Genomic DNA, 24,934 nt, shown 5'->3' on the forward strand with positions numbered 1-24,934 from the left:
CCAAGGCGGGACGATCGCTGCGACGTTTGCCGCGTTGGCGGGGAACCGGCGCGCGTGGTAAGGTTTCGGCAACCATATTCGCGGGCGGTTCCAGCCCGCAGCCAATCAGGGAGCCGTTTGGCCGATGCGCACGCCGTTGATCGCCGCCACCATAGCCTTTGCCACCGCGACCGCCCTGCCGACCGGCGTGGCCGATGCGCAGGTCGTCGCCCATGGCCAGCGGGGGCATGCGCCCCGCATGGTGCCCGGCGGCCATCCGCGCGTGAATCTGCCCGGTCCCCGCTGGGGCGGCAAGGTGCGCGGGCGCTGGTACGGCGGCCATTACGCGCCGGGCGGCTGGAACGCCTATCGCCAGCCGGTGCGCGGCTGGATCATGCCGCGCTACTGGGTCGCGCCGAGCTTCTATGTCCAGGACTGGTCTACCTATGGCCTCGCCCAGCCACAGGCGGGCTATGGCTGGTATCGCTATTACGACGACGCCGTGCTCGCCGATCGCGACGGCCGGGTGTACGACTATCGCGGCGGCATCGACTGGGATGCGCGCGACGATGGACGCTATGTCCGTGACGATCGCTATTACGATGATCGTTATCAGGACAACCGCGTCGTCACCCGTCGCGACAACGGCGTCGGCGGTGCGGTGATCGGCGGAGTCGTCGGCGGGGTGGCGGGCAACGTCATCGCCGGGCGTGGCAACCGGCTGGGCGGCACGATCCTCGGCGCGGGGGTAGGAGCGCTGGCTGGCACCGCGATCGACCGTGCGGAAGATCGCGGCCGCCGCATGCCCCCGCCGCCGCCCGAATATGGCGCGCCTTATGCGGTGCCGGGTGACGACGTGCCGGTCGCCCCCGACGACGGCTATTACGACGATCGCGGCGCGCCCGACGTCGTCTATGCGTCCCCACGCGAACAGGTGCAGCCGATCGGCCGGTCGTACGACCGCCGGGTCGAGCGCCGCTATGTCGAACGCGGCCCGGTGCGCGGCGGCTATGTCGAAACGCATCCGCAGGTCGGTAGCTATACCACCACGACCAGCAGCTATGGCGCGGCGGGCGGCTATGTCGCGAACGGTTATTATTATCCGCCGGCGACGGTGACGACGGTCACGGTCGGCGCGCCCATCGTCACCACGACGACCACGACCGAAGAAATCGTGACCTATTCCGCGCCGCGCACGCTCAAGCGCCGCGCGACCTATCGCGCGCGGCCGTCCAAGACGCTCTGCCGCTGCTGACCGGGCGGGCGGGGTGGTCGCTCAGCGACCGGCCCGCCCGGCGAAGGTCGCGATGCTCTCCGCACCCGATGCGGAGAGCGCGGATACGCCGACGAAATGATCGTCGACGATCACGCCCTTGAGCACCGCCTCGGTGCCGGTGACGTCGCGACTTTCGCGCCAGTCCTGCGCGTCGTTGCGCCGCCAGCGGATGCGATAGCCCGCCGCACCCGGCACCGCCGCCCAGCGCACCGTCGTATCGGTCGCCAGCGCCCCCTCGATCGACGCGGTGGCCGGCGCTGCCGGGGCGGCGGCCAGCCGGGCGATCGTCGCGACGTTCAGCGCGGTCACTTTCGCCAGATAGGGAAAGTCCATCCGGTCGATCGTGTCGCCATAGATACGGGTGCCGTCGCGGCGCAGGTCTTGGTGCTGGGCATCGTAATTCTCGACCCCGACCGAAAAGCGGATCGCGGGATAGCCAAGCTTGAGGAACGGTTCATGGTCGCCGCCGCGCCCGAACCGGTCGGGCCGGCGGTCGAGAAACGCATCGAGCCCACCGGGCAACGTGGCGGCGACCGCATCCACCGTCTTGGCCAGCGCACGCGACGGGCCGTCATCCTCGCCGCCGGCGGCACGGCGCGCGATCTGCTGCTCGATCGATTCGGACGCGCGAATCCCTTCGGAAAAGACCCGCACCCGGTCGGCGATCCGGCGGCCGTCCTGCCCGATTGTACTGCCGACAATGTCGTTGTTGAGCACCGCGGTAACGGTCCAGCCACGTTCCTTCGCGGTGTCGGCAAGGAGCTGCGCGCCCCACAGCCCCTGTTCCTCGCCCGACAGCGCGGCATAGACGATCGTCGCGTCGAACTTTTCCCTCGACAGGATGCGTGCCGTCTCCAGCACCAGCGCCACGCCCGACGCATCGTCGTTGGCACCGGGCGCGTCGCTGGTCGCATTCATCACGTCGCTGACGCGGCTGTCGATATGGCCCATCACGATCACGACTCGCTTCGGATCGCGACCCTGCTGAAAGCCCAGCACGTCGACGACGTTCACCCCGTTCGGCGCGCGCGGTCCCGAAAAGCCCCGCGCGATATTGGCGACGGTGATGCAATTGCCGCAGGTGCTGCCAATCCGGGTCAGCGCATCGGCGAACCAGCGCCGCGCCGCGCCGATCCCGCGGGTCGCATGATCGGGGTCCGACGCGGTGTGCCGCGTGCCGAATCCGACGAGCGTTGCCACATCGGCACGGAGCCGTTCGGGGCGGGGGGCATCGCGGGCGATCGCAGGGAACGAAAGGGCAAGGGCGGGCAGCAGGAGAAAGTGGCGCATTTGAACAGGATGCCGCCGCGCGTCGCGAAGCTCAACCGGTTTCATGCGATACCCATGGCATGCCAAAACCTACTATCGAACTAGGGTTGATGCAGAAATAGAATGTTTGGTTTCGTTTTTTGCAATTGCTAACGGACCGCGTGCGATGCACAACGACTGTGCCTTTCAGGCATCCTCTCCTAAAAACTTTCAGGGTCGGCTTCGCCGGCCCTTTTTTTTGTGCGCGCGTGGCGCTAACGGACCTCTCGCCAGCGCTGCGCTGATAATAATAGAGGATGCGGCCGGAAATTCCGGCAAACAGCAGCAGCTTGCGGGGGATCGAGCGCGAATGGCGTTCCGCGGCTCTCCCCCGCACGGCATCTCCCACCATTCATCTTCAGCGGTTCTACCTGAACCCCGCCCGAACGAATCAGCTCAGCCGGTCGATCGCGTCGCTGTCGAGGCTGCCGGGGACGATCATCACCGGCACCGGCAGCGCGCCGGCATCGGTGCCCGAAAAATGACTGACCAGTGGTCCGGGCGCACCGGTCGCGGCGGCGCCCAGCACCAGCGCGGCGATCTCGGGATTGGCGGCGATCATCTCGCGCACGATTCGCGCGCCATCACCGATCCGTACGGTCAGATGCGGTTGCAGCCCCGATTCGGCGATCAGCGTTCCCGCCGCCGCCTGCAACAATGCCTCGGCGCGTTCCTTGGCTTCCTCCTCGATCGTCGCCTGCACGCCGCCCCACGGCGCGAACTCCTGCGGTTCGACCAGCGCCAGCACCTCGACGCCGCCGTTGGTCTTCACCGCGCGGCGGGCGGCGAAGCGCAGCGCGACCGCGCTTTCCGGGTTCTCGTCGACCACCACCAGATAGGTCCGCATCCATCGCTCCCCTTAAGCCGATATTCATGCGCACGACCCTGCCGCTCACGCAAGACGGCGCGCAGGGCTTGACCCGGACGCGCCCGGCGGCGAAGAGGCGCGACGAGCCTGAGAGGACCAATCTGCCCCATGCCGATCGAGATCAAGATGCCCGCCCTGTCCCCCACGATGGAAGAGGGGACGCTGGCCAAATGGCTGGTGAAGGAAGGCGATACCGTCAAATCCGGCGACATCATGGCGGAAATCGAAACCGACAAGGCGACGATGGAGTTCGAGGCGGTCGACGAAGGCGTGATCGGCAAGGTGCTGATCGCCGAAGGGACCGACAATGTGAAGGTTGGCGCGGTGATCGCCATCCTGCTCGAAGAGGGCGAGGACGCTTCGGCAGTCGACGCCGCTCCCGCCAAGTCGGCAACGCCGCAGCCCGCCGATGACCAGTTCAAGGGCAAGCCCGACGCCACCGATCCCAACAAGACCGGCAGCGAGGCGCAGCCCGCGCCCGCCGGCACGTCGGATCATGGCCGTCCCGCCGGTGCCGGCGCGGCGCAGGGCGATGGCGGTCGCGTGAAGGCCAGCCCGCTCGCCCGCCGGATCGCCGCCAACAAGGGCCTCGACCTGTCCGACGTGACCGGCAGCGGCCCGAACGGCCGTATCGTCAAGGCCGATGTCGAAAGCGCCAAGCCCGGCGAAAAGACCGCGCCCAAGGCCGAAGCCGCCGTGTCCGCTCCCGCGCCGAGCGCCGCAGCCGCACCGGCGCCCGCCGCCGAAGCGCCCAAGCCCGCCGCCGTGTGGTTCGACGATTCGATCCCGCACACGGTCGAGAAGCTGTCGAACATCCGCAAGACGATCGCGCGTCGCCTGACCGAATCGAAGCAGCAGGTGCCGCACATCTATCTGACGGTCGACATCCGTCTGGATGCGTTGCTCAAGCTGCGTGGCGATCTGAACAAGTCGCTCGATGCGCGCGGCGTGAAGCTGTCGGTCAACGACCTGCTTATCAAGGCGCTGGGCGTCGCGCTGGAAAACAGCCCGAAGTGCAACGTTACCTTCCTCGGCAACGAAATGGTGCAGTACAGCCGCGCCGACGTGTCGGTGGCGGTGTCGACGCCGACCGGCCTCATCACCCCGATCATCCGCGACGCCGCCAACAAGGGCGTGGCGAAGATCAGCACCGAGATGAAGGACCTTGGCCGTCGCGCCAAGGAAGGCAAGCTGAAGCCCGAGGAATATCAGGGCGGCACCGCGTCGCTCTCGAACATGGGCATGTTCGGCATCAAGCAGTTCGAAGCGGTCATCAACCCGCCGCAGGGCATGATCCTCGCGGTCGGTGCCGGTGAGAAGCGGCCGTACATCGTCGACGACGCGCTGGGCGTCGCGACGGTGATGACCGCGACCGGCAGCTTCGATCACCGGGCGATCGATGGTGCCGACGGTGCCGAGATGCTGAAGCTGTTCAAGGCACTGGTGGAATCGCCGCTGGGCCTGATCGCCTGACCGTGCGCGCCCGGCTGCTGACCGAGATCGTCGCTGCCGTCGCGGGACTCGCGGCGGCATGGGCGATCGGGTCGCTGTCGGCGTGGTCCTATCCGCTGGGTCGGCGCGACATCTGGCTGGTGACATGGGTATCGATGGCGGTCGTCGCGCTGCTGGGCATGCGGCAGGTGCAGCGCGCGATCGCCGAGGAACGGGCGAAGGGAGCGGACCGCGATGGTTGAGAACAGCGCCACGCCGCCGACCGGCCAGCCCGCGCTCCGCGTCACCGCGATGCCGGCGGACACCAATCCCTATGGCGACATCTTCGGCGGCTGGATCATGTCGCAGATGGACATGGCCGCCGGCCTCGTTGCCGCGCGCCATTCAAAGGGGCGGGCGGTGACGATCGCGGTCGACGCGATGCAGTTCTACGCCCCCGTGGCGGTCGGCGACGAAGTGTCGGTCTATGCCGATCTGATAAAGGTCGGCCGGTCGTCGATGACGATCGAGGTCGAGGCATGGCGTCGCGACCGCTTCGGCGAGGCGCTTGACCGGGTGACGCAGGCGCGATTCGTGTTCGTCGCGATCGACGCGGACCGCAAACCCAGGCCGATCGACGCCTGAATTTCATTTCTTGGATCACGCTGCTCGACCGGGCAGCATCGAGCATAAAGGCAAAGTGATGGCTGAATCTTACGACCTCATCGTGCTCGGGTCCGGCCCCGGCGGCTATGTCGCGGCGATCCGTGCGAGCCAGTTGGGCCTGAAAGTCGCGATCGTCGAGCGCGAGCGGCTGGGCGGCATCTGCCTCAACTGGGGCTGTATCCCGACCAAGGCGCTGCTGCGCTCGGCCGAAATCTATCATTACATGATGCACGCCGCGCAATACGGCCTTTCCAATGAAAAGCCCGCGTTCGATCTGAACAAGGTGGTCGACCGCAGCCGCAAGGTGGCGGGCCAGCTCAACGCCGGCGTCAAGGGCCTGATGAAGAAGAACAAGGTGACGGTGCATGAGGGCATCGGCACCATTACGGCCAAGGGCAAGCTGACCGTCGCGCAGGGCGACAAGAAGACCGATCTCGAAGCCAAGCACATCATCGTCGCGACCGGTGCGCGTGCCCGCGACCTGCCGTTCGCGAAGGCCGACGGTTCCAAGATCTGGACCTATCGCCATGCGATGGTGCCGCCCGAAATGCCGACCAAGTTGCTCGTCATCGGATCGGGCGCGATCGGCGTCGAATTCGCCAGCTTCTACAACGATATGGGCGCGGACGTGACCATCGTCGAGATGCTTGACCGGATCATGCCGGTCGAGGACGCCGAGGTCAGCGAGTTCATGCACAAGGCGCTGACCAAGCAGGGCATGACCATCCGCACCAAGTCGGGCCTCGAAAAGCTCGAAGCGACCGCGTCGGGCGTCAAGGCCGCAATCAAGGGACCGGACGGCAAGGTCGAGCAGGCCGAGTTCAGCCATGCGATCGTCGCGATCGGCATCGTCCCCAACACCGAGAATATCGGGCTGGAAGCGCTCAAGATCGAAACCGAGCGCGGCCACATCAAGACCGATGGCTATGGCAAGACGAATGTCGACGGCATCTGGGCGATCGGCGACGTGACCGGTGCCCCGTGGCTGGCGCACAAGGCGAGCCATGAGGGCGTGATCGCCGCCGAGGCGATCGCCAAGGCGCTGGGCAACAAGGACGTTCATCCGCACGCGATGGACAAGAACAACATCCCCGGCTGCACCTATGCCCGCCCGCAGGTGGCGAGCGTCGGCTTTACCGAGGCGAAGGCCAAGGAAGCGGGCTACACCGTCAAGGTCGGCAAATTCCCGTTCATCGGCAACGGCAAGGCGATCGCGCTCGGCGAGGCGGAAGGCTTCGTCAAAACGGTGTTCGACGCCAAGACCGGCGAACTGCTCGGCGCGCACATGGTCGGCGCGGAAGTGACCGAGATGATCCAGGGCTATGTCATCGCCCGTCAGCTTGAGACGACCGAGAAGGAACTGACCGAGACGGTGTTCGCGCATCCGACGATTTCGGAATCGATGCACGAATCGGTGCTGGGCGCCTACGGCCGCACGCTGCACATGTAAGTGTAACGCCAACGTCATATTGACCGCTTGACCCGCGCCGGTGCCCGACGGCATGGCGCGGGTCCATGAAGCACCTGCTCCCGGCGACGTTGGCCGTATCGCTCATGGCCACCCCGCCTGCCGCCGCGCAGACGGTGAAGGAACTCCAGCGCCAGATCGACGAGTTGAAGGCGGTTATCGCCGAGATGAAGGCGCAGCAGGCACGGACCACGGCACCGCTCACCGCCGTTCCGGCCATAGCACCGGCGGTGGTTCCTGCTCCCCCGCCACAGCTTGCCGCCGCGCCCGCCGCACCGAAGCGCAAGCCATGGTATGAGCGGATCAGCGTTCGCGGCTATACCCAGTTGCGGCTGAACGAGGTTATTTCGGGCGACCGCACCGCGCCCGACGGCATCGCCCGGCTGCGGTCGGTGCATGACGGCGGGATCGGCGATGATACCGGCTTCACCTTCCGCCGCATCCGGCTGGTATTGCAGGGCGATCTCAACGACCGGGTATCCTTCTACCTCCAGCCCGATTTCGCGCAGAACGTCGCCAACCAGTCGGTCAGCGAGCGGCGCGAAAGCTTCGTGCAGTTGCGCGACGCCTATGCCGATGTGTTTCTCGACAAGGATAAGCGTTTCCGGCTGCGCTTCGGCCAGTCGAAAATTCCTTATGGCTGGGAAAACCTGCAATCGTCGGGCAACCGCCTGACGCTCGACCGGGCGGATGCGATCAACAGCGCGGTGCCGAGCGAGCGCGATATTGGCGTCATCGCTTATTACACCCCGGCGCGGACCCAGGCGATCTGGGACGCACTGAACGCCGATGGTCAGAAACTGTTCGGCAATTACGGGGCTTTTGGCCTGGGGCTGTTCAACGGGCAGGGGGTCAATCGCGAGGAAACCAACGATGCGGTGATGGTGACGGCGATGGCGACATGGCCGTTCGCGGTCGGCGGACAGGTGGTCGAGTTGGGCGGATCGGCGCTGCATAACCGGGTGCAGCCCGAAGTGCGCAGCGGCGGGGTCAGCGCCACGCCGTTCACCGAGGAGCGCGTGGCGCTTCATGCCATCCTGTACCCCAAGCCGTTCGGGTTGCAGGCCGAGTGGAACTGGGGGCGGGGGCCGGAATATGATCGCAGCCTGCGCCGCATCGTCGACCGGGACCTGAGCGGCGGCTATGTCCAGGCGATGGCGCGGGTGAAGCACTCCCCGCTCGGACCGTTCATGCCCTATGCCCGCTGGCAGCGCTATCGCGGCGGGTGGAAAGCCGCGCTCAATGCCCCGCCGCTCGATACCGAGGAGGTCGAACTGGGCATCGAGTTCCAGCCGTTCGCGCCGCTCGAACTGACGATCGCCTATGCCGAGATGGACCGTGCCGAGGCCGACGAGCGGCGTACCGGGCGCGCGGAGGGCAGCCTCCTGCGCACCCAGTTGCAGTGGAATTATTGAAGCGGCTTACCGGAACGGCGGTTCGTTGAACGCGCGCAGCTTGCGGCTGTGGAGCCGTGCGCCTTCCTGCCGGAGTTGCTCGCACGCCTCGATGCCGATGCGCATATGTTCGTTGATCGCGCGTTCGTAGAAGCGGTTGGCCTGGCCTGGCAGTTTCAGTTCGCCGTGCAGCGGCTTGTCCGAGACGCACAGCAGCGTGCCGTAGGGGACGCGGAAGCGATAGCCTTGCGCGGCGATCGTCGCCGATTCCATGTCGATGCCGACCGCGCGTGACAGCGAGAAGCGCAGCGCCGAGCGGCTGAAACGCAATTCCCAGTTGCGATCGTCGGTGGTGACGATGGTGCCGGTGCGCAGCCGCTGTTTCAGCTCGTCGCCCGACTGGCCCGACACGATCTCCGCCGCGCGGGCCATCGCCACCTGCACCTCGGCGATGGCGGGGACCGGAATTTCCGGCGGCAGCACATCGTCGAGCACATGGTCGTCGCGCAGATAGGCGTGGGCGAGCACATAGTCGCCGATCCGCTGGCTGGGACGCAGGCCGCCGCAATGGCCGATCATCAGCCACGCCTCCGGCCGCATCACCGCGAGGTGATCGCAAATCGTCTTGGCGTTCGATGGCCCCACGCCGATGTTGACGAGGGTGATGCCGGTGCCGTCAGGCGCGATCAGGTGATAGGCCGGCATCTGGTGGCGCCGCCACGCGCTGTCGCTGACCATGCGTTCGGCATCGTCGTCGGCGGTCGCCAGCACACCGCCCGCCCCCGACAGCGCGGTATAGCGGCTGGGGGTGCCATCGGCGGCGGGCTTCAACTGCTCGCCGGCCCAGCGGACGAATTCGTCGACATAGCGGTGATAGTTGGTGAACAGCACATAGCGCTGGATATGTTCGGGCGGGGTGCCGGTATAGTGGCGCAGGCGGGCGAGCGAGAAGTCGGTGCGCAAGCCGTCGAACAGCGCCAACGGGCGGTGATCGTCCTGCGTCGCCCACAGGCCATCGGCGATCTCGTCGCCGATATGCGCCAGTTCGGTCGCGGGGAAATGGCGCGCCAGTTCGGTGGCGGATACCGCGTCGAGGCTGAGCGCATGACCGGCGTCGAGCACATAGGGGAAGGGGATTTCCTGCCGCCCCGGTGCCGCTTCGACGCTGACGTCATGGTTGGCGATCAGCAGGTCGAGCTGTTCGGTCAGATAGGCGGCGAACATCGCCGGCTTGGTCACGCTGATGCGATAGTCGCCGGGCGTCGTCAGCCGGCCATAGGCGCGCGACGGGGTCGGGCGGTCGCTGCCGCCGCGATAGGTCAGGCGGATTTCGGGATAGGCGAACGATCCGTCGATCCGTGCCGACGACGATGGCGGCGTGCCATCGGTAAGATAGCGGTCGAGCGCCGCGCGCAGCCGCGCGACGGAAGCGGTATAGAGCCGATCGAGTTCGGCGACGATCTGGGAAGCCTGCGTCATCGACCGTGGCTAAGGCGTCGCGCGGTGCGACGCAAGCCCCGGCACGCGATGGGCGCGTGCCGGGGCCGGGGATCAGATGGCCGGGGGCGGAACCGTCGGTTCGGCATCCGCTTCGCGCTTCTTTTCCATCAGCTTCGATGCGCCGAAGGCGGCACCGGCGATGGCAGCGGCGGCACCGGCGACGATCGCGGCGGTAGCACCGGGATGCGCCTTGACCGTCTCGGCAGTCGACTTGGCGGCACCGGCCACCGCATCGCGCGACCGGGCGGCGGCGTCGCTAACGCTTTCCTTGGTGGAGGCGAGCGCTTCGGACGCCTTTTCGCCCAGCGTCTTTTCGGTCGGGGCCAGCGGATCGGCCGGGGGCACTTTGGTCATGATGGCTCCTTGTCGCTTCGATATGGTTGCGTAACCATTCCGTAACTCGATCGTCGTCGTACGGTTCCGTACCGATCGTCGGACAGGGTCACAGCGACGCGAGCAGATGCTCCGCCGAACTGACCTCGAACGCGCCGGGTTGTTCGACATGGAGCAGGCGAACGACGCCATCTTCGACCAACATCGCATAGCGTTTCGACCGAACGCCCATGCCATAGGCCGACGAATCGACCTCCAGCCCGAGCGCGCGGGCGAAATCGCCGTTGCCGTCGGCCAGCATCGTCACGCGGGCGTCGACGTCGTTCGCCTTGCCCCATGCGGCGAGCACGAAGGCGTCGTTGACCGCGGTGCAGGCGATTTCGTCGACGCCTTTGGCGCGAAACGCCGCCGCCTGTCCGACGAAGCCCGGCAGATGCTTGGCCGAGCAGGTAGGGGTGAAGGCACCGGGCACGGCGAACAGCGCGACCGTGCGGCCCGCGAAGAAATCCCCGGTCGTCACCTGATCGGGGCCGTCGGGCGTTACCTTGGCGAGCGTGGCATGGGGCAGGCGGTCGCCGGTCTGGATGGTCATGCGTGTCTCCGGGTACGGGGGATACAGGCAGCTTGGGTGCGGCGCGCGCCGTTTTCAAGCATGGCGCTCGGTCGTGCCGCACGGTAGCGTCGCACGGACCATGGACCAGACGCGATTCCTAGCCGGACAGATATTGCTGGCGATGCCCGGTATCGGCGACCGCCGGTTCGATCACGCCGCCATCGCCATTTGCAGCCACGACACGGACGGCGCGATGGGGGTCGGCATCGGCGATACGATCGACGGGTTGACGCTGCACACGCTGCTCGACCAGCTCGACATCGAACCGGGCGCGGCCCCCGACGTCGCGGTGCATATGGGCGGGCCGGTCGAGCCGCGGCGTGGCTTCGTGCTGCACGATGCCGACTGGGGCGGGCAGGACACGATCGACGTCGCCGGGCGCTGGGCGCTGTCGGGATCGGTCGACGTACTGCGCGCGATCGCCGAAGGGAACGGGCCGGGCCGCTTCCTGATCGCGCTCGGCTATGCCGGCTGGAGCGAAGGACAACTCGAATCCGAACTGTCGCGCCATGGCTGGATGAACGTCGCGGGCGATGCCGCGCTGTTGTTCGACGTGCCGACGCAGGGCCGCTGGAAGGCGGGCTTCACCCGCGCAGGAATCGACCCGAAATTGCTGGCACCCGAGGGCGGGACGGCCTGATCCTTTCAGCTTTCGTCAACGCTCCGGTGCTACGCCGCCGGGCGTGATACCGTTGCTCGAACAGGCCCGTACAGCGTTCGTCGCGTCGCTCCACGTCTGGGGCATCAGCTTCGCGATCGTCACCGCGATCGAACTCCTCGCGCCGCGCAGCCGCTACCCGGTCGACGGGCGGCTGCACGGGCTGTTGTTCTGGACGATCTGGCTGGCGATCAGCGCGCTGACCTATGCGCTGTTTCGCGGCATCTGGGCGACGATCGGCGTTGCGCCGCTGATCGTCCTGCCGACCGGCGCGCGGTGGGCGGGGCCGCTCGCGGTCGTCGTTGCGCCGATCCTCGGCGCGCTGGTGTATGATTTCTTCTTCTACTGGTGCCACCGTGCCCAGCATCGCTGGCTGTGGCGCTATCATGCGGTGCATCATTCGATCCGCGAAATGTCGGCGGTCAATGCGTGGCATCATCCGGTCGAACCGCTGTTGCAGGTCCTGTTGATCGCCATCCCGACCAGCCTGATCGCCAGCGAGGCGGCACCGGTCGTGCCGGTCGCGCTGATGCTGATGCAGCTCCAGTCGCAGTTCATCCATTCGCCGACCCGCTGGCATTTCGGCCCGGCGGCGGCGGTGCTGGTCGACAACCGGTTCCACCGCATCCACCATTCGGTGGAGGAGCGGCATTTCGATCGCAACTTCGGCGCGTTCACGACGCTGTGGGACCGGCTGTTCGGTACGGTATGGATGCCGGCCCGCGACGAATGGCCTGACACCGGCATCGCCGAGGTCGATCAGCCGCGAACCCTGCGCGACTGGGTGATGCTGCCGGCCGATTACGATCGCGCGGTCGGCCGGAACGTCGAGCGGCCGGTGGCCGCGCAGCGGATATAAAGAAATCTTTATATAGGGTTTGCGTTTCGACCATTGGCTTAGTAGAGGCCGCGCATTCGCCATGGGCGTGCCCATGGCCCCACGCGCAGGAGTTCTCATGGCCACCGCCATCGCTGACAAGCAGACCGATTACGTCATCAAGGACATCGGCCTCGCCGATTTCGGCCGCAAGGAAATCGAGATCGCCGAAACCGAGATGCCGGGCCTGATGGCGCTGCGCGAGGAATTCGGCGCGTCGCAGCCGCTGAAAGGCGCGCGGATCACCGGTTCGCTGCACATGACGATCCAGACCGCCGTGCTGATCGAGACGCTGACCGCGCTCGGTGCCGACGTCCGCTGGGCGACGTGCAACATCTTCTCGACGCAGGATCATGCCGCCGCCGCGATCGCCGCCAAGGGCATTCCGGTGTTCGCGATCAAGGGCGAGAGCCTTGCCGATTACTGGGATTATGTCGGCGACATCTTCAACTGGGGCGACGAGACCGCCAACATCATCCTCGACGACGGTGGCGACGCCACGATGTTCGCGCTGTGGGGTGCGAAGCTCGAAGCCGGTGCGACGCTCGGCGAGCCGGAGAATGAAGAGGAAGTCGAGTTCCAGCGCGCGCTCAAGGCCTATATCGCCAAGCGTCCGGGCTATCTGACCGAAACGGTCAAGAACCTGAAGGGCGTGTCGGAAGAGACGACGACCGGCGTGCATCGCCTGTACGAGATCGCGAAGAAGGGCGAGCTGCCGTTCCCGGCGATTAACGTGAACGACAGCGTCACCAAGTCGAAGTTCGACAATCTGTACGGCTGCAAGGAATCGCTGGTCGACGCGATCCGTCGCGCGACCGACGTGATGCTGGCCGGCAAGGTCGCCTGCGTCGCGGGCTTCGGTGACGTCGGCAAGGGTTCGGCCCAGTCGCTGCGCAACGGCGGCGCGCGCGTGATGGTCACCGAAGTCGATCCGATCTGCGCGTTGCAAGCGGCGATGGAGGGCTTCGAGGTCGTGACGATGGAAGAGGCCGTGACCCGCGCCGACATCTTCTGCACCGCGACCGGCAACGCCGACGTCATCACCGCCGAGCATATGGCGGCGATGAAGCCGATGAGCATCGTGTGCAACATCGGCCACTTCGACAGCGAGATCCAGATCGCTGCCCTGTCCAACTATGAGTGGGACGAAGTGAAGCCGGGCACCGATCTGGTGAAGTTCCCCGACGGCAAGCAGATCATCGTGCTCGCCAAGGGTCGCCTCGTGAACCTCGGCTGCGCGACCGGCCACCCGTCGTTCGTGATGTCGTCGTCGTTCACCAACCAGGTGCTGGCGCAGATCGAGCTGTGGACCAAGGGCGAGCAGTACAACAACGAAGTGTATGTCCTCCCCAAGCACCTCGACGAGAAGGTCGCGGCGCTCCACCTCGAAAAGCTGGGCGTGAAACTCAGCAAGCTGACGCCGAAGCAGGCGGGCTACATCGGCGTGCCGGTCGAAGGGCCGTTCAAGCCGGACCACTACCGCTACTGATCCGGCGCGGCATCGCGTCGATCAACGAAGGGGCCGGCCATCCTATCGGGTGGCCGGCCCTTTTTCGTTGCGCCCGACTGCGCGGATCGGGCGACAGGCGCGGTGTGCGATGTGACTCCGCCCCTTTCTCCCGACGACCGGCTCGACTAGGCATCGTTGCCATGTCCTTGCGAACGAACCCGTCATGACGACCCTGCTCGTCAATATCCTGTGCGGCGTCGTGCTGGCGGTGTTGGTGGCGGCCGCCGGCTGGGCGTTGTGGCGCGGGCTGGCCGCCGCCCGCGCGGGCCGGGCGCAGGCGGCGCTGTTCGATTCGCTGCAGGCGACGCTGGCGGCATCGCCCGCGCTGTCGATGATCGTGCGCGCCGACGGACGGCTGTATCTGTCGCAGCCCTTGGCCGACCGGCTGGGCCATGCGGCGATGCCGGCGATGCTCGGCGACCTGTCGGGCGGCGAGGACGGGCTGGAGCCGGGCAGCGCCGACCGGCTGGTCGAGGCGATCACCGCCGCGCAGCGCGGTGGGCGGCCGTTCCGCACCGTCGTCCGCGCGACCGGATCGGCGCGCTCGCTGTTCGCGATCGGCGACCGTGCGCCTGACGAACTCCATGCGCCCGGTGGCGTGCTGGTATGGTTCTTCGACGCGACCGAATTTCACGACGAGATCGCGACGCTGGGCCATGAGGCCGAGGAATATCGCGCGGCGTTCGAGGCGCTCTCCAGCCTGATCGAAGCCGCGCCGATCCCGATGTGGTATCGCGACGACACGCTGCGTCTGGCGATGGTCAACACCGCCTATGTCCGCGCGGTCGACGCGGCCGATGCGTCGGAGGTGATCGGGCGACAGGTCGAACTGGTCGAGGGGGTCGGATTGGGCGGGCCGCTGGCCAGCGCGTCGATCGCGCGCGATACCGGACAGCCGCAGGCGGCGGCGATGCCGGCGACGATCGGCGGCGCGCGGCGGATGCTTCGGGTCCACGATACCCCCTTGCGCGATGGCGGCACCGGCGGCTTCGCGATCGACGTCCACGAGATCGAGGAGGCGCGCGGCGGATTGAAGCGCGCGCGCGATGCGCAGCGATCGATGCTCGACCGGCTGTCGGCGGGGGTCGCGCAATTCTCCGCCGACCGTACGCTGGAATTCTGCAACCAGCCGTTCCGGCGCACCTTCGCGATGCGCCCCGAATGGCTCGCCGACCGGCCCGAGTTCGACCGGGTGCTGGAGCGGATGCGCGAGGCCAAGCGCCTGCCCGAAGTGCGCGACTTTCCCGGCTGGAAGGCGGAGCGGCGCGACTGGTTCCGCGCGGCCGAAGGCGCGATCGAGGAACAATGGCACCTGCCCGGCGGCACGCATCTGCGCGTCGTGGCGCAGCCGCTGCCCGAGGGAGGGTTGTTGCTGATCTTCGAGGATCGCACCGAACAGGTGCAGCTTGCCAGCGCGCGCGACACGCTGCTGCGCGTGCGGACCGCGACGTTCGACAATCTGTTCGAGGCGCTGGGCGTGTTCGCCGCCGACGGGCGGTTGCAGATCTGGAATGCCAAGTTCCGGCAGGTATGGGGCCTCGACGATGCGTTTCTCGACAGCCATCCGCGCGTCGACGCGCTGGCCGAACGGGTGGCGGACAGCCTCGCCAATCCGGGGCGGGCGACGCTGATCCCCGAACTGGTGCGGTTCGCCACGCAACAGCGGATGCAGCGATCGGGCCGGTTCGCGATGGCTGACGGGCGGCATTATGAATTCGGCGCGGTGCCGCTGCCCGATGGCAACGCGCTGCTGACGATGCTCGACATTTCCGACAGCCGCCGCGTCGAACAGGCGCTGCGCGACCGCAACGAGGCGCTGGAGGCGGCAGACCGGGTCAAGACCGCGTTCGTGGCATCGATGAGCTATGAACTGCGCACCCCGCTCACCTCGATCAAGGGGTTCGCCGAGATGTTGCAGGGCGGCTATGCGGGGAAGCTGAGCGAGGATGGTGGGCGTTATACCGACGCGATCCTCGAATCGGTCGAGCGGTTGAGTGGGCTGATCGACGACACGCTCGACCTGACCGCCAACGAAACCGCGCCGATCGCGCGGGCGACGGTGCCGTTGAAGCTGATCGCGGGGCAGGCGGTCGAGGCGGTGCAGGGCGATGCGCAGGCGCGGGGCATCGAACTGGTCAGCGAGATCGCGCCGTCGGCCGGCGTGATGCTGGGCGATGCGCGGCGGTTGCGGCAGGCGATGGGGCATCTGCTCGACCATGCGATCACCGGGCTTAGGCCCGGTGGGCGCGTGCTGCTGCATATCGACGGCGATGCGGCGCGGGTGCGGATCGTGGTGTCCGACGATGGCCCCGGCATGTCGCCCGAGGCGGTGGCGCGCGCGTTCGACCGGTTCGCGCAGGCCGGCGCGTCGCGGGTCGGCGAACGCGCGCTGAGCGTCGACCTGCCGCTCGCCCGGCAGGCGATCGAGGCGCATGGCGGGACGATCGAACTGGTATCGGAGAAGGGCGTGGGGACATTGGTCACGATCGACCTGCCGCGCGAACCATGATCGTTCTGGCGGACGAGGCGGCGATGCTGGCGCTGGGCGAACGGCTGGCGACGGTGGTCCGGGCGGGCGATGTCGTGGCGCTGTCCGGGCCGCTGGGCGCGGGCAAGACCAGCCTGGCGCGCGGCGTGCTGGCCGGGCTGGGGCTGGAAGGCGAGGCACCGTCGCCCAGTTTCGCGATCGTCCAGCCCTATGATCCGCCCGAAGTCGCCATCGGCGTGCTGCATGTCGACCTGTACCGCATCGAATCGCCGGACGAGGTCGTCGAACTGGGGCTGGACGAGGCGCGCGATACGGCGGTGCTGCTGATCGAATGGCCCGAGCGGTTGCCCGATGCGCAATGGGACGATGCGCTGTGGCTGACGCTGGCGTTCGCCGACGGCGGCGGGCGTGTCTTGACAGCGCGGGTGCCGCCCGCTTGGGAACATCGATGGCCGCTGACCTGAACCCGCGCGACGCGGCATCCGCCTTCCTGACCGCCGCCGGCCGGGGCGACGCGCGTGTCGTGCCGCTGGCGGTCGATGCGTCGTTCCGGCGCTATTACCGGGTGGGGGACGGCGTGCGCAGCGCGGTGCTGATGGACGCGCCGCCGCCCGAGGACACGCGCAAGTTCGCACGGATGGCGGCATGGCTGACGACACGCGGCTTTCCCGCGCCCGCGATCCTCGCCGACGATCCCGACGCCGGTTTCATGCTGGTCGAGGATTTCGGCGACGACCGGATGCGCGAGGCGCTCGACGCCGCACCGGCACGCGAAGGGGAACTCTATGCGGCGGCGGTCGACCAGTTGCTGCGGTTGCAGCAGCATGGGGCCGCGCCGGTTCCGCCCTATGACCGCGCCTTCATCCTGCGCGAAGCCGATCTGCTGATCGAATGGTATTGCGGCGCGCTGAAGCTGACCGTCGATGCGGCGGGGTATCGCGCGGCGTGGGACCGCGCGTTCGACGCGATCGAGCCGATGCCGGTCACGACGGTGCTGCGCGACTATCATGCCGAAAATCTGATGCTGCTCGCCGACGGCCGGCTCGGGCTGCTCGATTTTCAGGACGCGCTGGCCGGCCATCCCGCCTATGACCTGATGTCGTTGTTGCAGGACGCACGGCGCGACGTGAGCCCGGCGATCGAGACGGCAATGCTCGCGCGCTACCGCGCCGCGACCGGGGCGGGCGAGGGGTTCGATGCGGCCTATCATCTGTTCGGCGCGCAGCGGAACGCCAAGATTCTCGGCATCTTCACCCGGTTGTGGCGGCGCGACGGCAAGCTGCGCTATGGCGCGCTGTGCCCGCGCGTCTGGGCCTATCTGGAGCGCGATCTGCGGCACCCGGCGCTAGGGGAACTGCGGCGCTGGTTCGACGACAATATCCCGGCGGACCGGCGCGGGAATCCACAGGAAATCGCATGACCACGCTTCGTTCGATCCGTCCCAATCCGCAGGCAGCGGTGCCCGAAACCGCGATGGTGATGGCGGCGGGGCTGGGCAAGCGCATGCGCCCGCTGACGGCGATGCGGCCCAAGCCGCTGGTCGAGGTGGCGGGCAAGCCGCTGATCGACCATGTGTTCGACCGGCTGCGTGGGGCGGGCGTCAAGCGTGCGGTGGTGAACGTCCACTACCTTGCCGATGCGATGGAAGCGCACCTCAAGCACCGGGTGAAGGGCATCGACATCGCGGTGTCCGACGAACGGGGCCGGTTGCTGGAAACCGGCGGCGGGCTGGTGCAGGCGCGGGACCTCATCGGGGACAAGCCGTTCGTCTGCGTCAACAGCGACAATCTGTGGGTCGACGGCCCGATCGATTCGATCCGGTTGTTGAGCGCGCTGTGGGACGACGCGACGATGGACGCGCTGCTGCTGCTGGTGCCGCTGGCGCAGGCGCAGAGCCACGGCGGACAGGGAGATTTCCACCTCGACGCGCTGGGGCGGATCACCGGGCGGCGCAAGCCGGGGCGGCTGGCGCCGTTCGTGTTCACCGGGGTGCAGATATTGTCGCCGCGGGTGATCGCCGACTGGCCCGAAGGCGCGTTCTCGACCAACCTGTTCTGGAACCGCGCGATCGAGGCGGGCCGCGCGTTCGGCGCGGTGCATCAGGGGCTGTGGTTCGACGTCGGTACGCCGGCGGCGATCCCCTATACCGAGGCAGTCCTCGCCGATGGCTGAGGCGAAGCGCCTCAACCTCTATACCATCCCGATCCACCGGGCGTTCGCCGATGCGCTGGCAGTCGGGCTGATCCGGCGGTTCGGCGGCGACCGGATGCGGCTGGCGCAGGGCGTGGTGCTGGTGCCGACCAACCGCGCCAAGCGGACAGTGCAGGAAGCATTCGTCCGCGCGAGCGGCGGCGGGTTGCTGCTCCCCCGACTGGTCGCGATCGGCGACCCCGAAGTCGAGGAAGCCGCCGGTGCCTTCGCCGATCCGGCCGACGCGCCCGAACCGGTGCCGCCCGCCGTCGATCCGCTGGCGCGGCGGATGATCCTCGCCCGGCTGGTCAGCGAGGAGCGGACGCGCGCCGGTCGCCCGGTCGACGGGGCGGAGGCGATGCGGCTGGCGGGCGATCTCGCCAACACGCTCGACCAGTTGCTGGTCGAGGAAGTCGATCCGGCGCGGCTGGCCACGCTCGACGTCGATGAATCGCTGTCGGCGCATTGGGAACGCTCGCTCGAACTGTTCCGCATCGTGCTCGATCGCTGGCCGCTCGAATTGGCGGCGCTGGGGCAGATCGACATGGCCGAGCGGCGCACATTGCTGTTGCGGCGGTTGTGCGCCCGCTGGACCGCCACGCCGCCGCGCGGGTTCGTCTGTTCGGCGGGCATCACCACCAATGCGCCCGCCGTGGCGCAGTTGCTGCGCTGTATCGCGGGGATGGAGCGCGGCATGGTGGTGCTGCCCGGCCTCGATACCGCGATGGACGACGGCGAATGGGCGTCGCTCGGGCCGCACGAACCCGATCCGGTGACGGGGCGGCGCAAGCGATCGATCGAGACGCATCCGCAATTCCACCTGAAACTGCTGCTCGACCGGATGCGCGTCGGGCGGGCCGAATTCCTGCGTTGGCAGGCAGCGAGCGAGCATGACGCGACGCCGACGCGCAGCCGGGCGATCGCTACCGCGCTGGCCCCGGCCGATCGCACCCATCACTGGATCGACGTACCGCCTGCCGACCGGCGGCTGTCGGGGGTGCGGATGGTCGAACTCGCCACCCCGGCCGAGGAAGCACAGGCGATTGCCATCGCGCTGCGCGAGGCATTGGAGACGCCGGCGCGCACCGCCGCGCTGGTGACGCCCGACCGGACGCTGGCGCGCCGGGTGGCGGCGCACATGGCGCGGTGGGACATCGCGATCGACGATTCGGCGGGGCAGCCGCTGTCGCTGATGGCACCGGGCACGCTGCTGCTCGCGCTGGTCGAGGCGGCGACGCAGGGGTTCGCGCCGGTCGCGCTGCTGGCGCTGCTCAAGCATCCGCTGGTGCGACAGGACGGCGACCGGATCGGCTGGCTCGACGGGGTACGCCGGCTCGACCGCGCGCTCAGGGGGCCGCGCCCGGCGGCGGGACTGGCGGGCATCGACCGGCATCTGAGCGAGGGCGATCCGCGCGACGCGGCGATCCGCGCGGCGGCGCTGCCGTTCTGGGAAGAGGCGCGGGTGTTGCTGATGCCGCTGGCGCGCGCCTTTGCCGGCGGTCCGCAGCCGCTGGCCGATCTGCTGGCGGTGGTGCGCGAGAGCGCGACCGCGCTGGCGGGCGATGCGGCGTGGCGGCGGCCCGAAGGGCGCGGCGCGGCGGAACGCATCGCCGAACTGGAGGCGCAGGCGTCGCTCGGGCCGCCGGTGATCGATCCGGCGGCGCTGCCGATGCTGCTGCGGTTGCTGCTGGACGAGGTGGCGGTGCGGCCGGCGCAGGGCGCGCATCCCCGGCTGGCGATCCTCGGCCTGCTCGAAGCGCGGTTGCAGAGCGCCGACCTGATGATCCTAGGCGGGTTGAACGAGGGGGTGTGGCCTGCGCTGCCCGCGCCCGATCCGTGGCTGGCACCGCGTATCCGGCAGGAACTGGGGCTGGCCGGGCTCGATCGGCGGATCGGACTGTCGGCGTTCGATTTTGCGGCGGCACTGGGCGGGCGCGAGGTGGTGCTGACGCGGGCGGCGCGCGACGCGACCGCGCCGACGATCGCATCGCGGCTGTGGCTGCGGTTGCAGGCGCTCGACGACGGGCTGGAGCGGGCGGGTGCGTTGCGCGACTGGGCGCGGGCGATCGATACGCCGGGGGCGTTCGCCGCCGCGCTGCGCCCGGCGCCACGGCCGCCGGTGGCGCTCAGGCCCCGGCGGATTTCGGTGACGGAAGTGGACCGGCTGAAGGCCGACCCCTATGCCTTCTACGCCCGGCGGATGTTGCGGCTGGTGCCGCTAGACGCGGTCGATGCCGATCCGAGCGCGGCGTGGCGCGGCACAGCGGTGCATGGCGTGCTGGAGCATTGGGCGGTCGAGGACGGGCTGGACCCGGCCAAGCTGCACCGCCGGCTGGAGGCGCTGCGCGACGATCCGCGCACCCATCCGCTGTTGCGTGCCTTGTGGGTGCCACGGTTGCGCGAGGCGATCGACTGGGTGGCGGCGTTCACCCACGAGAAGCTGGCCGAGGGGCGCAGCGTCATCGGTGTCGAGGCGGCGGGCCGGCTGGAGATCGCCGGGGTGGAGCTGACCGGCAAGGCCGACCGGATCGACCGGGCGGCGGACGGCACGCTGGCGATCATCGACTACAAGACCGGCAAGGCACCGAGCGCGAAGGCGGTAGCGGCAGGATACAGCCTGCAACTGGGGCTGTTGGGGTTGATGGCCGAGCGCGGGGCGTTTCCGCGGATCACGGGCACGGCGGCGGCGTTCGAATATTGGTCGCTGACCAAGGACAAGGACCGGTTCGGCAAGATGGCGACCCCGGTGTCGGCCGATGGATCGGGCGGCAGGAAGGTGGCGACCGCCGACTTCGTCGCGCTGGCGAAGCGGCATTTCGAGGAAGCGGTCGGGCGGTTCCTGACTGGCGACGAGGCGTTCGTCGCCAAGCTGGTGCCCGAACACGCCCCCTATGCCGAATATGACCAGTTGATGCGTCGCGACGAATGGTATGGCCGTGAGTGAGGTAAAGGCGCTCCAGCGTCTGAAGGACGATCAGGCGGCGGCGAGCGATCCGCATCGCCATGTGTGGCTCTCCGCGTCGGCGGGGACCGGCAAGACCCATGTGCTGTCGGCGCGGGTGTTCCGGCTGCTGCTGCGCGGCGTCGATCCGGCGGCGATCCTGTGCCTGACCTTTACCAAGGCGGGCGCGGCCGAAATGGCCGAGCGGATTTCCTCGCGCCTCGCCCGCTGGGTGCGGTTGCCGCGCGAGGAGTTGAAGTTCGACCTGTTCGCGCTGGGCGAGGACGTGAACGACGACGCGCTGATCGCGCGCGCGCGGACGCTGTTCGCGCGGGTGCTCGATGCGCCGGGCGGCGGCGTGCGGATCCAGACGATCCACGGCTTCTGTCAGAGCCTGCTCGCCGGCTTCCCGGTCGAGGCGGGGCTGGTGCCGGGCTTCCGTCCGCTGGAGGCGCGCGAGGAAGCGGGCATGGCGCGCGAGGCGCTGGCCGAATTGCTGGTCGCGGAACAGCGCGGCGGATCGACACGGATCGGCGATGCGATCGCGGCGATGAGCCTGCGCATGGGCGAGGGCGCGGCCGAGGCGTATCTGCGCGAATGTGCGAGGCAGCCGCAGGCGATGGCGGAACTGTCGAGCGGCATTCAGCCGTTCCTCCGCCGCGCGTTCGATCTGCCGATGGGCGACATCGAGCAGGTGATCGCGAGCGAATGCAGCGACGACGCCTTCGATACCGATGCGCTCGAACGGCTTGCCGCCGCCAACCGGGCATGGGGAACGCCGACCGGGACGAAACTGTCCGGCGCGATCCTGGGCTGGCTGGCGTCGACGCCGCACGACCGTTCGCGGCGACTGGACGAGGTCCGCGCGATGTTCTTCACCCAGAAGGATACGCTGAAAGTCGCCAAGCCCAAGGTGCTGGCCGCCGAACCCGATCACGACGAACTGGCGACCGGGGTGGGGACGCGCGCCGCCGAACTGATCGCGCTGCGGGGCCAGGCGGGCTATGCCGATGCGCTGGCCGGCGCGCTGGAGGCGGGGCGGGCCTATGCCGATGCCTATGCCCGCGCCAAGCGCCGGGTCGGCGGGGTCGATTTCGACGACCTTATCCGCGAGACGTTGAAGCTGCTGGCGCAACCCGGCATCGGCGAGTGGGTGCGCTTCAAGCTCGACCAGACGACCGAACATGTCCTGATCGACGAGGCGCAGGACACCAATCCCCAGCAATGGGCGATCGTCCGGTCGCTGGTGGAGGAATATTTCAGCGGCGACGCGGTGCGCGCGGCGGGGATGCGGACGCTATTCGTCGTCGGCGATTACAAACAGGCGATCTTCGGTTTCCAGGGCACCGATCCGATCTTCTTCGAGGCGGCGCACCGGGACTTCACGCGCCGTGCCGAACTGCCGCCGGGCTATCATGGCGCTGCCCGCGAGCTGGATACGCTGTCGCTGACGCACAGCTTCCGCACGACGCGGCCGGTGCTGGAATTCGTCGACGCGGCGATTGCCGCCTTGCCGGGCAACGGTATGGGCATCGATCGGCCCGAGGCGCACGCCAGCGAGGTGCCGGGGCCGGGCAGCGTGACGCTGTGGGCGCCGACCGTGGTCGAGGCGGCGGGAGACGACGAGGAAGGCTGGATCGACGATTCGACCCGCGTCATCGCGCGCGACATCGCGCGGGCGATCAAGGGATGGATCGGCACGCTGCCGCTGGCGTCGAAAGGGCGGATGCTGGAGGCGGGCGACGTGATGGTGCTGGTGAAGCGCCGCGGCGACCTCGCCTCGCTGATCGTCGCCCGGCTCTATGCCGAGGGGGTGCCGGTGGCGGGCGTCGACCGGCTGCGGCTCGACGCGCCGCTGGCGGTGCAGGATCTGCTGGCGGCGATCCGCTTCGCGCTCCAGCCCGACGACGATCTAAGCCTTGCCAATTTGCTGGTGTCGCCGTTGATCGGCTGGACGCAGGAGCAGTTGCTGGCCGGCGCGCTGCGCGAGGGTGGGAGTCTGTGGCGGCACCTGCGCCAGCGCGACAGCGACGCGGTCGAGCCGTTGTCGCGCATCCTGCGCCGCGCCGATTTCACCACGCCCTATCGCTTCCTCGAGGAAATCCTGTCGGGCGAGCTGGACGGGCGGCGGCGGCTGGTCGCGCGGCTGGGCGCGGAGGCGCACGATCCGATCGACGAACTGCTCAACGCCGCGCTGTCGTTCGAGGCGGTGGCGACGCCGTCGCTGCAACGCTTCGTCGAATGGTTCGACCGGGGCGAGGTGGAGATCAAGCGCGACGCGGGTGCTGCGGGCGGCGCGGTGCGGGTGATGACCGCGCATGGCTCCAAGGGATTGCAGGCGCCGCTGGTGCTGCTTGCCGACGCCGCGATCGATCCCGCCAAAAGTCGGCGCGACATCATCCGTTGGCGCCCCGAGGGGCACGACGGCGAGGCGTTCCCGGTGTTCCGCCCGCGTCCCGCCGAACTCGGGACGCCGGTCGACGATGCGGCGGCGGCGGTCGACGCGCGCGAGCTTCAGGAACATTGGCGGCTGTTCTATGTCGCGGCGACTCGTGCCGAGGAACGGCTGGTGATCGCCGGCGCACCCTCGGCCCAATGCGCCGGCATTCCGCCGGCGCTCAGTTGGTACAGCGCGGCGGCGGCGGCATTCGATTCGCTGGGCGTGGTGGAGCAGGACGGCGAGCGGGTGTTCACCGGCACGCGCGACGAAGCGCCAGCCCCCGCGCGGCTGCGACGTGCCGCAAGCCGGCCCGATACGGCCGCGCTGCCCGACTGGCTGCACACGGCCGCCCCGCGCGAGGCGCGGCCGTCGCGCCCGCTGGCCCCGTCGGCGCTGGGCGAGGACGAGGTGGCGGATCCGCCGCCATCGGCGACGATGCGCGCGGCGGCGGAGCGCGGGCGGCTGCTCCACCAGTTGTTCGAACGCCTGCCCGACCTGCCGCGCGACGCGCGCCCCGATGCGGCCGAGCGCTGGCTGGCCGGGGCGGCGGGGGTGAGCGATGCCGGCCTGCGCCGACGGATGACGCGCGACGCGATGGCGATCCTCGACGATCCACAGTTCGCCGACCTGTTCGGCCCCGACGCGCTAGCCGAAGCGCCGATCGCCGCCGCGCTGCCCGGTGGCGACGTGGTTGCCGGCACCGTCGACCGGCTGTGTATCGGCGACACGCGGGTTCGTGTGGTCGATTTCAAGACCGGGCGGCGGGTGCCCGCGTCGATCGAGGACATTCCGGTCTATCATCTCAAGCAGATGGCGGCCTATGCCGCCGCGCTGACGGTGATCTTTCCCGACCATGCGATCGAGGCGGCGCTGCTCTACACCGCCGGGCCGACGATGTTCGTGTTGCCCGACGCGCTGCTTGCCCGTCACAAGCCGGGCTATCGCGCGGGGGAACAAAGCTACGCGGGCGAAGCTTGAGGTCGCACGCCGCCGC

General features: G+C 68.5%; 20 protein-coding genes. 15 read left to right on the forward strand and 5 right to left on the reverse strand.

Features of this window, described 5'->3' with window-relative positions; genetic code table 11:
* Window positions 1–124 precede the first annotated feature (124 nt).
* Entirely contained in the window at window positions 125–1,234 is a 1,110-nt protein-coding gene (locus LRA89_RS03800; RefSeq protein WP_230769070.1) for an RcnB family protein, read from the forward strand.
* 21 nt (window positions 1,235–1,255) lie between these two features.
* Here LRA89_RS03800 and LRA89_RS03805 read toward each other — a convergent pair whose 3' ends face one another.
* Window positions 1,256–2,545 carry a M20/M25/M40 family metallo-hydrolase gene (locus LRA89_RS03805; RefSeq protein WP_230769071.1) on the reverse strand — a complete coding sequence of 430 codons (1,290 nt, stop codon included), beginning with the start codon at window positions 2,543–2,545 and terminating at the stop codon, window positions 1,256–1,258.
* A 409-nt stretch (window positions 2,546–2,954) separates the two neighbouring features.
* Entirely contained in the window at window positions 2,955–3,410 is a 456-nt protein-coding gene (locus LRA89_RS03810; RefSeq protein WP_055755733.1) for a universal stress protein, read from the reverse strand.
* Between the two features lie 129 nt (window positions 3,411–3,539).
* Between LRA89_RS03810 and LRA89_RS03815 the strand changes: the two genes are divergently transcribed.
* The 5 genes from LRA89_RS03815 to LRA89_RS03835 all read left to right on the forward strand — a co-directional run bounded on the left by LRA89_RS03815 (window position 3,540) and on the right by LRA89_RS03835 (window position 8,411).
* Window positions 3,540–4,904 carry a pyruvate dehydrogenase complex dihydrolipoamide acetyltransferase gene (locus tag LRA89_RS03815; RefSeq protein ID WP_055755735.1) on the forward strand — a complete coding sequence of 455 codons (1,365 nt, stop codon included), beginning with the start codon at window positions 3,540–3,542 and terminating at the stop codon, window positions 4,902–4,904.
* A 2-nt stretch (window positions 4,905–4,906) separates the two neighbouring features.
* Window positions 4,907–5,125, forward strand: coding sequence for a hypothetical protein (locus LRA89_RS03820; protein ID WP_055755737.1), 219 nt, complete (start codon window positions 4,907–4,909; stop codon window positions 5,123–5,125).
* Window positions 5,118–5,507 (forward strand): acyl-CoA thioesterase, encoded by a 390-nt coding sequence (locus LRA89_RS03825; protein WP_055755739.1) that lies wholly within the window; start codon window positions 5,118–5,120, stop codon window positions 5,505–5,507. Before LRA89_RS03820 ends, LRA89_RS03825 begins: the two co-directional genes overlap by 8 nt.
* 58 nt (window positions 5,508–5,565) lie before the next feature.
* Window positions 5,566–6,978, forward strand: coding sequence for a dihydrolipoyl dehydrogenase (gene lpdA / locus LRA89_RS03830; RefSeq protein WP_056494203.1), 1,413 nt, complete (start codon window positions 5,566–5,568; stop codon window positions 6,976–6,978).
* A 65-nt stretch (window positions 6,979–7,043) separates the two neighbouring features.
* Complete coding sequence (locus LRA89_RS03835) at window positions 7,044–8,411, forward strand: porin (protein ID WP_230769072.1); 1,368 nt, start codon at window positions 7,044–7,046, stop codon at window positions 8,409–8,411.
* A gap of 6 nt (window positions 8,412–8,417) precedes the next feature.
* On the opposite strand, the gene LRA89_RS03840 is transcribed toward LRA89_RS03835, so the two are convergent.
* The 3 genes from LRA89_RS03840 to LRA89_RS03850 form a co-directional block, all read right to left on the reverse strand.
* Entirely contained in the window at window positions 8,418–9,869 is a 1,452-nt protein-coding gene (locus LRA89_RS03840; RefSeq protein WP_230769073.1) for an AMP nucleosidase, read from the reverse strand.
* A gap of 72 nt (window positions 9,870–9,941) precedes the next feature.
* Window positions 9,942–10,244, reverse strand: coding sequence for a hypothetical protein (locus tag LRA89_RS03845; protein ID WP_055755746.1), 303 nt, complete (start codon window positions 10,242–10,244; stop codon window positions 9,942–9,944).
* Window positions 10,245–10,332: 88 nt separating this feature from the next.
* Entirely contained in the window at window positions 10,333–10,815 is a 483-nt protein-coding gene (locus LRA89_RS03850; protein WP_230769074.1) for a peroxiredoxin, read from the reverse strand.
* Between the two features lie 100 nt (window positions 10,816–10,915).
* Between LRA89_RS03850 and LRA89_RS03855 the strand changes: the two genes are divergently transcribed.
* The 9 genes from LRA89_RS03855 to addA all read left to right on the forward strand — a co-directional run bounded on the left by LRA89_RS03855 (window position 10,916) and on the right by addA (window position 24,918).
* Complete coding sequence (locus LRA89_RS03855) at window positions 10,916–11,476, forward strand: YqgE/AlgH family protein (protein WP_055755751.1); 561 nt, start codon at window positions 10,916–10,918, stop codon at window positions 11,474–11,476.
* A gap of 43 nt (window positions 11,477–11,519) precedes the next feature.
* The gene (locus LRA89_RS03860) at window positions 11,520–12,353 is read left to right on the forward strand and encodes a sterol desaturase family protein (RefSeq protein ID WP_230769075.1); all 834 of its coding nucleotides are present in this window, start codon (window positions 11,520–11,522) and stop codon (window positions 12,351–12,353) included.
* A gap of 97 nt (window positions 12,354–12,450) precedes the next feature.
* Window positions 12,451–13,860 (forward strand): adenosylhomocysteinase, encoded by a 1,410-nt coding sequence (gene ahcY / locus LRA89_RS03865; RefSeq protein ID WP_055755755.1) that lies wholly within the window; start codon window positions 12,451–12,453, stop codon window positions 13,858–13,860.
* Window positions 13,861–14,044: 184 nt separating this feature from the next.
* Window positions 14,045–16,390 carry a sensor histidine kinase gene (locus LRA89_RS03870; protein ID WP_230769076.1) on the forward strand — a complete coding sequence of 782 codons (2,346 nt, stop codon included), beginning with the start codon at window positions 14,045–14,047 and terminating at the stop codon, window positions 16,388–16,390.
* Window positions 16,387–16,833: a tRNA (adenosine(37)-N6)-threonylcarbamoyltransferase complex ATPase subunit type 1 TsaE gene (gene tsaE / locus LRA89_RS03875; protein WP_230769077.1), complete on the forward strand. Its 447-nt coding sequence runs from the start codon at window positions 16,387–16,389 to the stop codon at window positions 16,831–16,833. The genes LRA89_RS03870 and tsaE overlap by 4 nt, the downstream gene beginning before the upstream one ends.
* Window positions 16,818–17,789, forward strand: coding sequence for an aminoglycoside phosphotransferase family protein (locus LRA89_RS03880; protein ID WP_230769078.1), 972 nt, complete (start codon window positions 16,818–16,820; stop codon window positions 17,787–17,789). The genes tsaE and LRA89_RS03880 overlap by 16 nt, the downstream gene beginning before the upstream one ends.
* The gene (locus LRA89_RS03885) at window positions 17,786–18,541 is read left to right on the forward strand and encodes a nucleotidyltransferase family protein (RefSeq protein ID WP_230769079.1); all 756 of its coding nucleotides are present in this window, start codon (window positions 17,786–17,788) and stop codon (window positions 18,539–18,541) included. Before LRA89_RS03880 ends, LRA89_RS03885 begins: the two co-directional genes overlap by 4 nt.
* On the forward strand, window positions 18,534–21,503 hold the full coding sequence (addB, locus tag LRA89_RS03890; RefSeq protein WP_230769080.1) for a double-strand break repair protein AddB: 2,970 nt from the start codon (window positions 18,534–18,536) through the stop codon (window positions 21,501–21,503). The genes LRA89_RS03885 and addB overlap by 8 nt, the downstream gene beginning before the upstream one ends.
* A complete protein-coding gene (gene addA / locus LRA89_RS03895) occupies window positions 21,490–24,918 on the forward strand; it encodes a double-strand break repair helicase AddA (RefSeq protein ID WP_230769081.1) in 3,429 nt (1,142 codons plus the stop codon). Before addB ends, addA begins: the two co-directional genes overlap by 14 nt.
* Window positions 24,919–24,934: the final 16 nt, after the last annotated feature.

This window comes from Sphingomonas sp. Leaf4 (genome assembly GCF_920939515.1).
In the GTDB taxonomy this organism is placed as follows: domain Bacteria; phylum Pseudomonadota; class Alphaproteobacteria; order Sphingomonadales; family Sphingomonadaceae; genus Sphingomonas.

Bases quoted from the DNA above. Each gene is read 5' to 3' on its own strand.
- LRA89_RS03800 (WP_230769070.1), top strand. From the start codon at position 125: ATGCGCACGCCGTTGATCGCCGCCACCATAGCCTTTGCCACCGCGACC.
- LRA89_RS03805 (WP_230769071.1), bottom strand. From the start codon at position 2,545: ATGCGCCACTTTCTCCTGCTGCCCGCCCTTGCCCTTTCGTTCCCTGCG.
- LRA89_RS03810 (WP_055755733.1), bottom strand. From the start codon at position 3,410: ATGCGGACCTATCTGGTGGTGGTCGACGAGAACCCGGAAAGCGCGGTC.
- LRA89_RS03815 (WP_055755735.1), top strand. From the start codon at position 3,540: ATGCCGATCGAGATCAAGATGCCCGCCCTGTCCCCCACGATGGAAGAG.
- LRA89_RS03825 (WP_055755739.1), top strand. From the start codon at position 5,118: ATGGTTGAGAACAGCGCCACGCCGCCGACCGGCCAGCCCGCGCTCCGC.
- lpdA (WP_056494203.1), top strand. From the start codon at position 5,566: ATGGCTGAATCTTACGACCTCATCGTGCTCGGGTCCGGCCCCGGCGGC.
- LRA89_RS03835 (WP_230769072.1), top strand. From the start codon at position 7,044: ATGAAGCACCTGCTCCCGGCGACGTTGGCCGTATCGCTCATGGCCACC.
- LRA89_RS03840 (WP_230769073.1), bottom strand. From the start codon at position 9,869: ATGACGCAGGCTTCCCAGATCGTCGCCGAACTCGATCGGCTCTATACC.
- LRA89_RS03845 (WP_055755746.1), bottom strand. From the start codon at position 10,244: ATGACCAAAGTGCCCCCGGCCGATCCGCTGGCCCCGACCGAAAAGACG.
- LRA89_RS03850 (WP_230769074.1), bottom strand. From the start codon at position 10,815: ATGACCATCCAGACCGGCGACCGCCTGCCCCATGCCACGCTCGCCAAG.
- LRA89_RS03855 (WP_055755751.1), top strand. From the start codon at position 10,916: ATGGACCAGACGCGATTCCTAGCCGGACAGATATTGCTGGCGATGCCC.
- ahcY (WP_055755755.1), top strand. From the start codon at position 12,451: ATGGCCACCGCCATCGCTGACAAGCAGACCGATTACGTCATCAAGGAC.
- LRA89_RS03870 (WP_230769076.1), top strand. From the start codon at position 14,045: ATGACGACCCTGCTCGTCAATATCCTGTGCGGCGTCGTGCTGGCGGTG.
- tsaE (WP_230769077.1), top strand. From the start codon at position 16,387: ATGATCGTTCTGGCGGACGAGGCGGCGATGCTGGCGCTGGGCGAACGG.
- LRA89_RS03880 (WP_230769078.1), top strand. From the start codon at position 16,818: ATGGCCGCTGACCTGAACCCGCGCGACGCGGCATCCGCCTTCCTGACC.
- LRA89_RS03885 (WP_230769079.1), top strand. From the start codon at position 17,786: ATGACCACGCTTCGTTCGATCCGTCCCAATCCGCAGGCAGCGGTGCCC.
- addB (WP_230769080.1), top strand. From the start codon at position 18,534: ATGGCTGAGGCGAAGCGCCTCAACCTCTATACCATCCCGATCCACCGG.
- addA (WP_230769081.1), top strand. From the start codon at position 21,490: ATGGCCGTGAGTGAGGTAAAGGCGCTCCAGCGTCTGAAGGACGATCAG.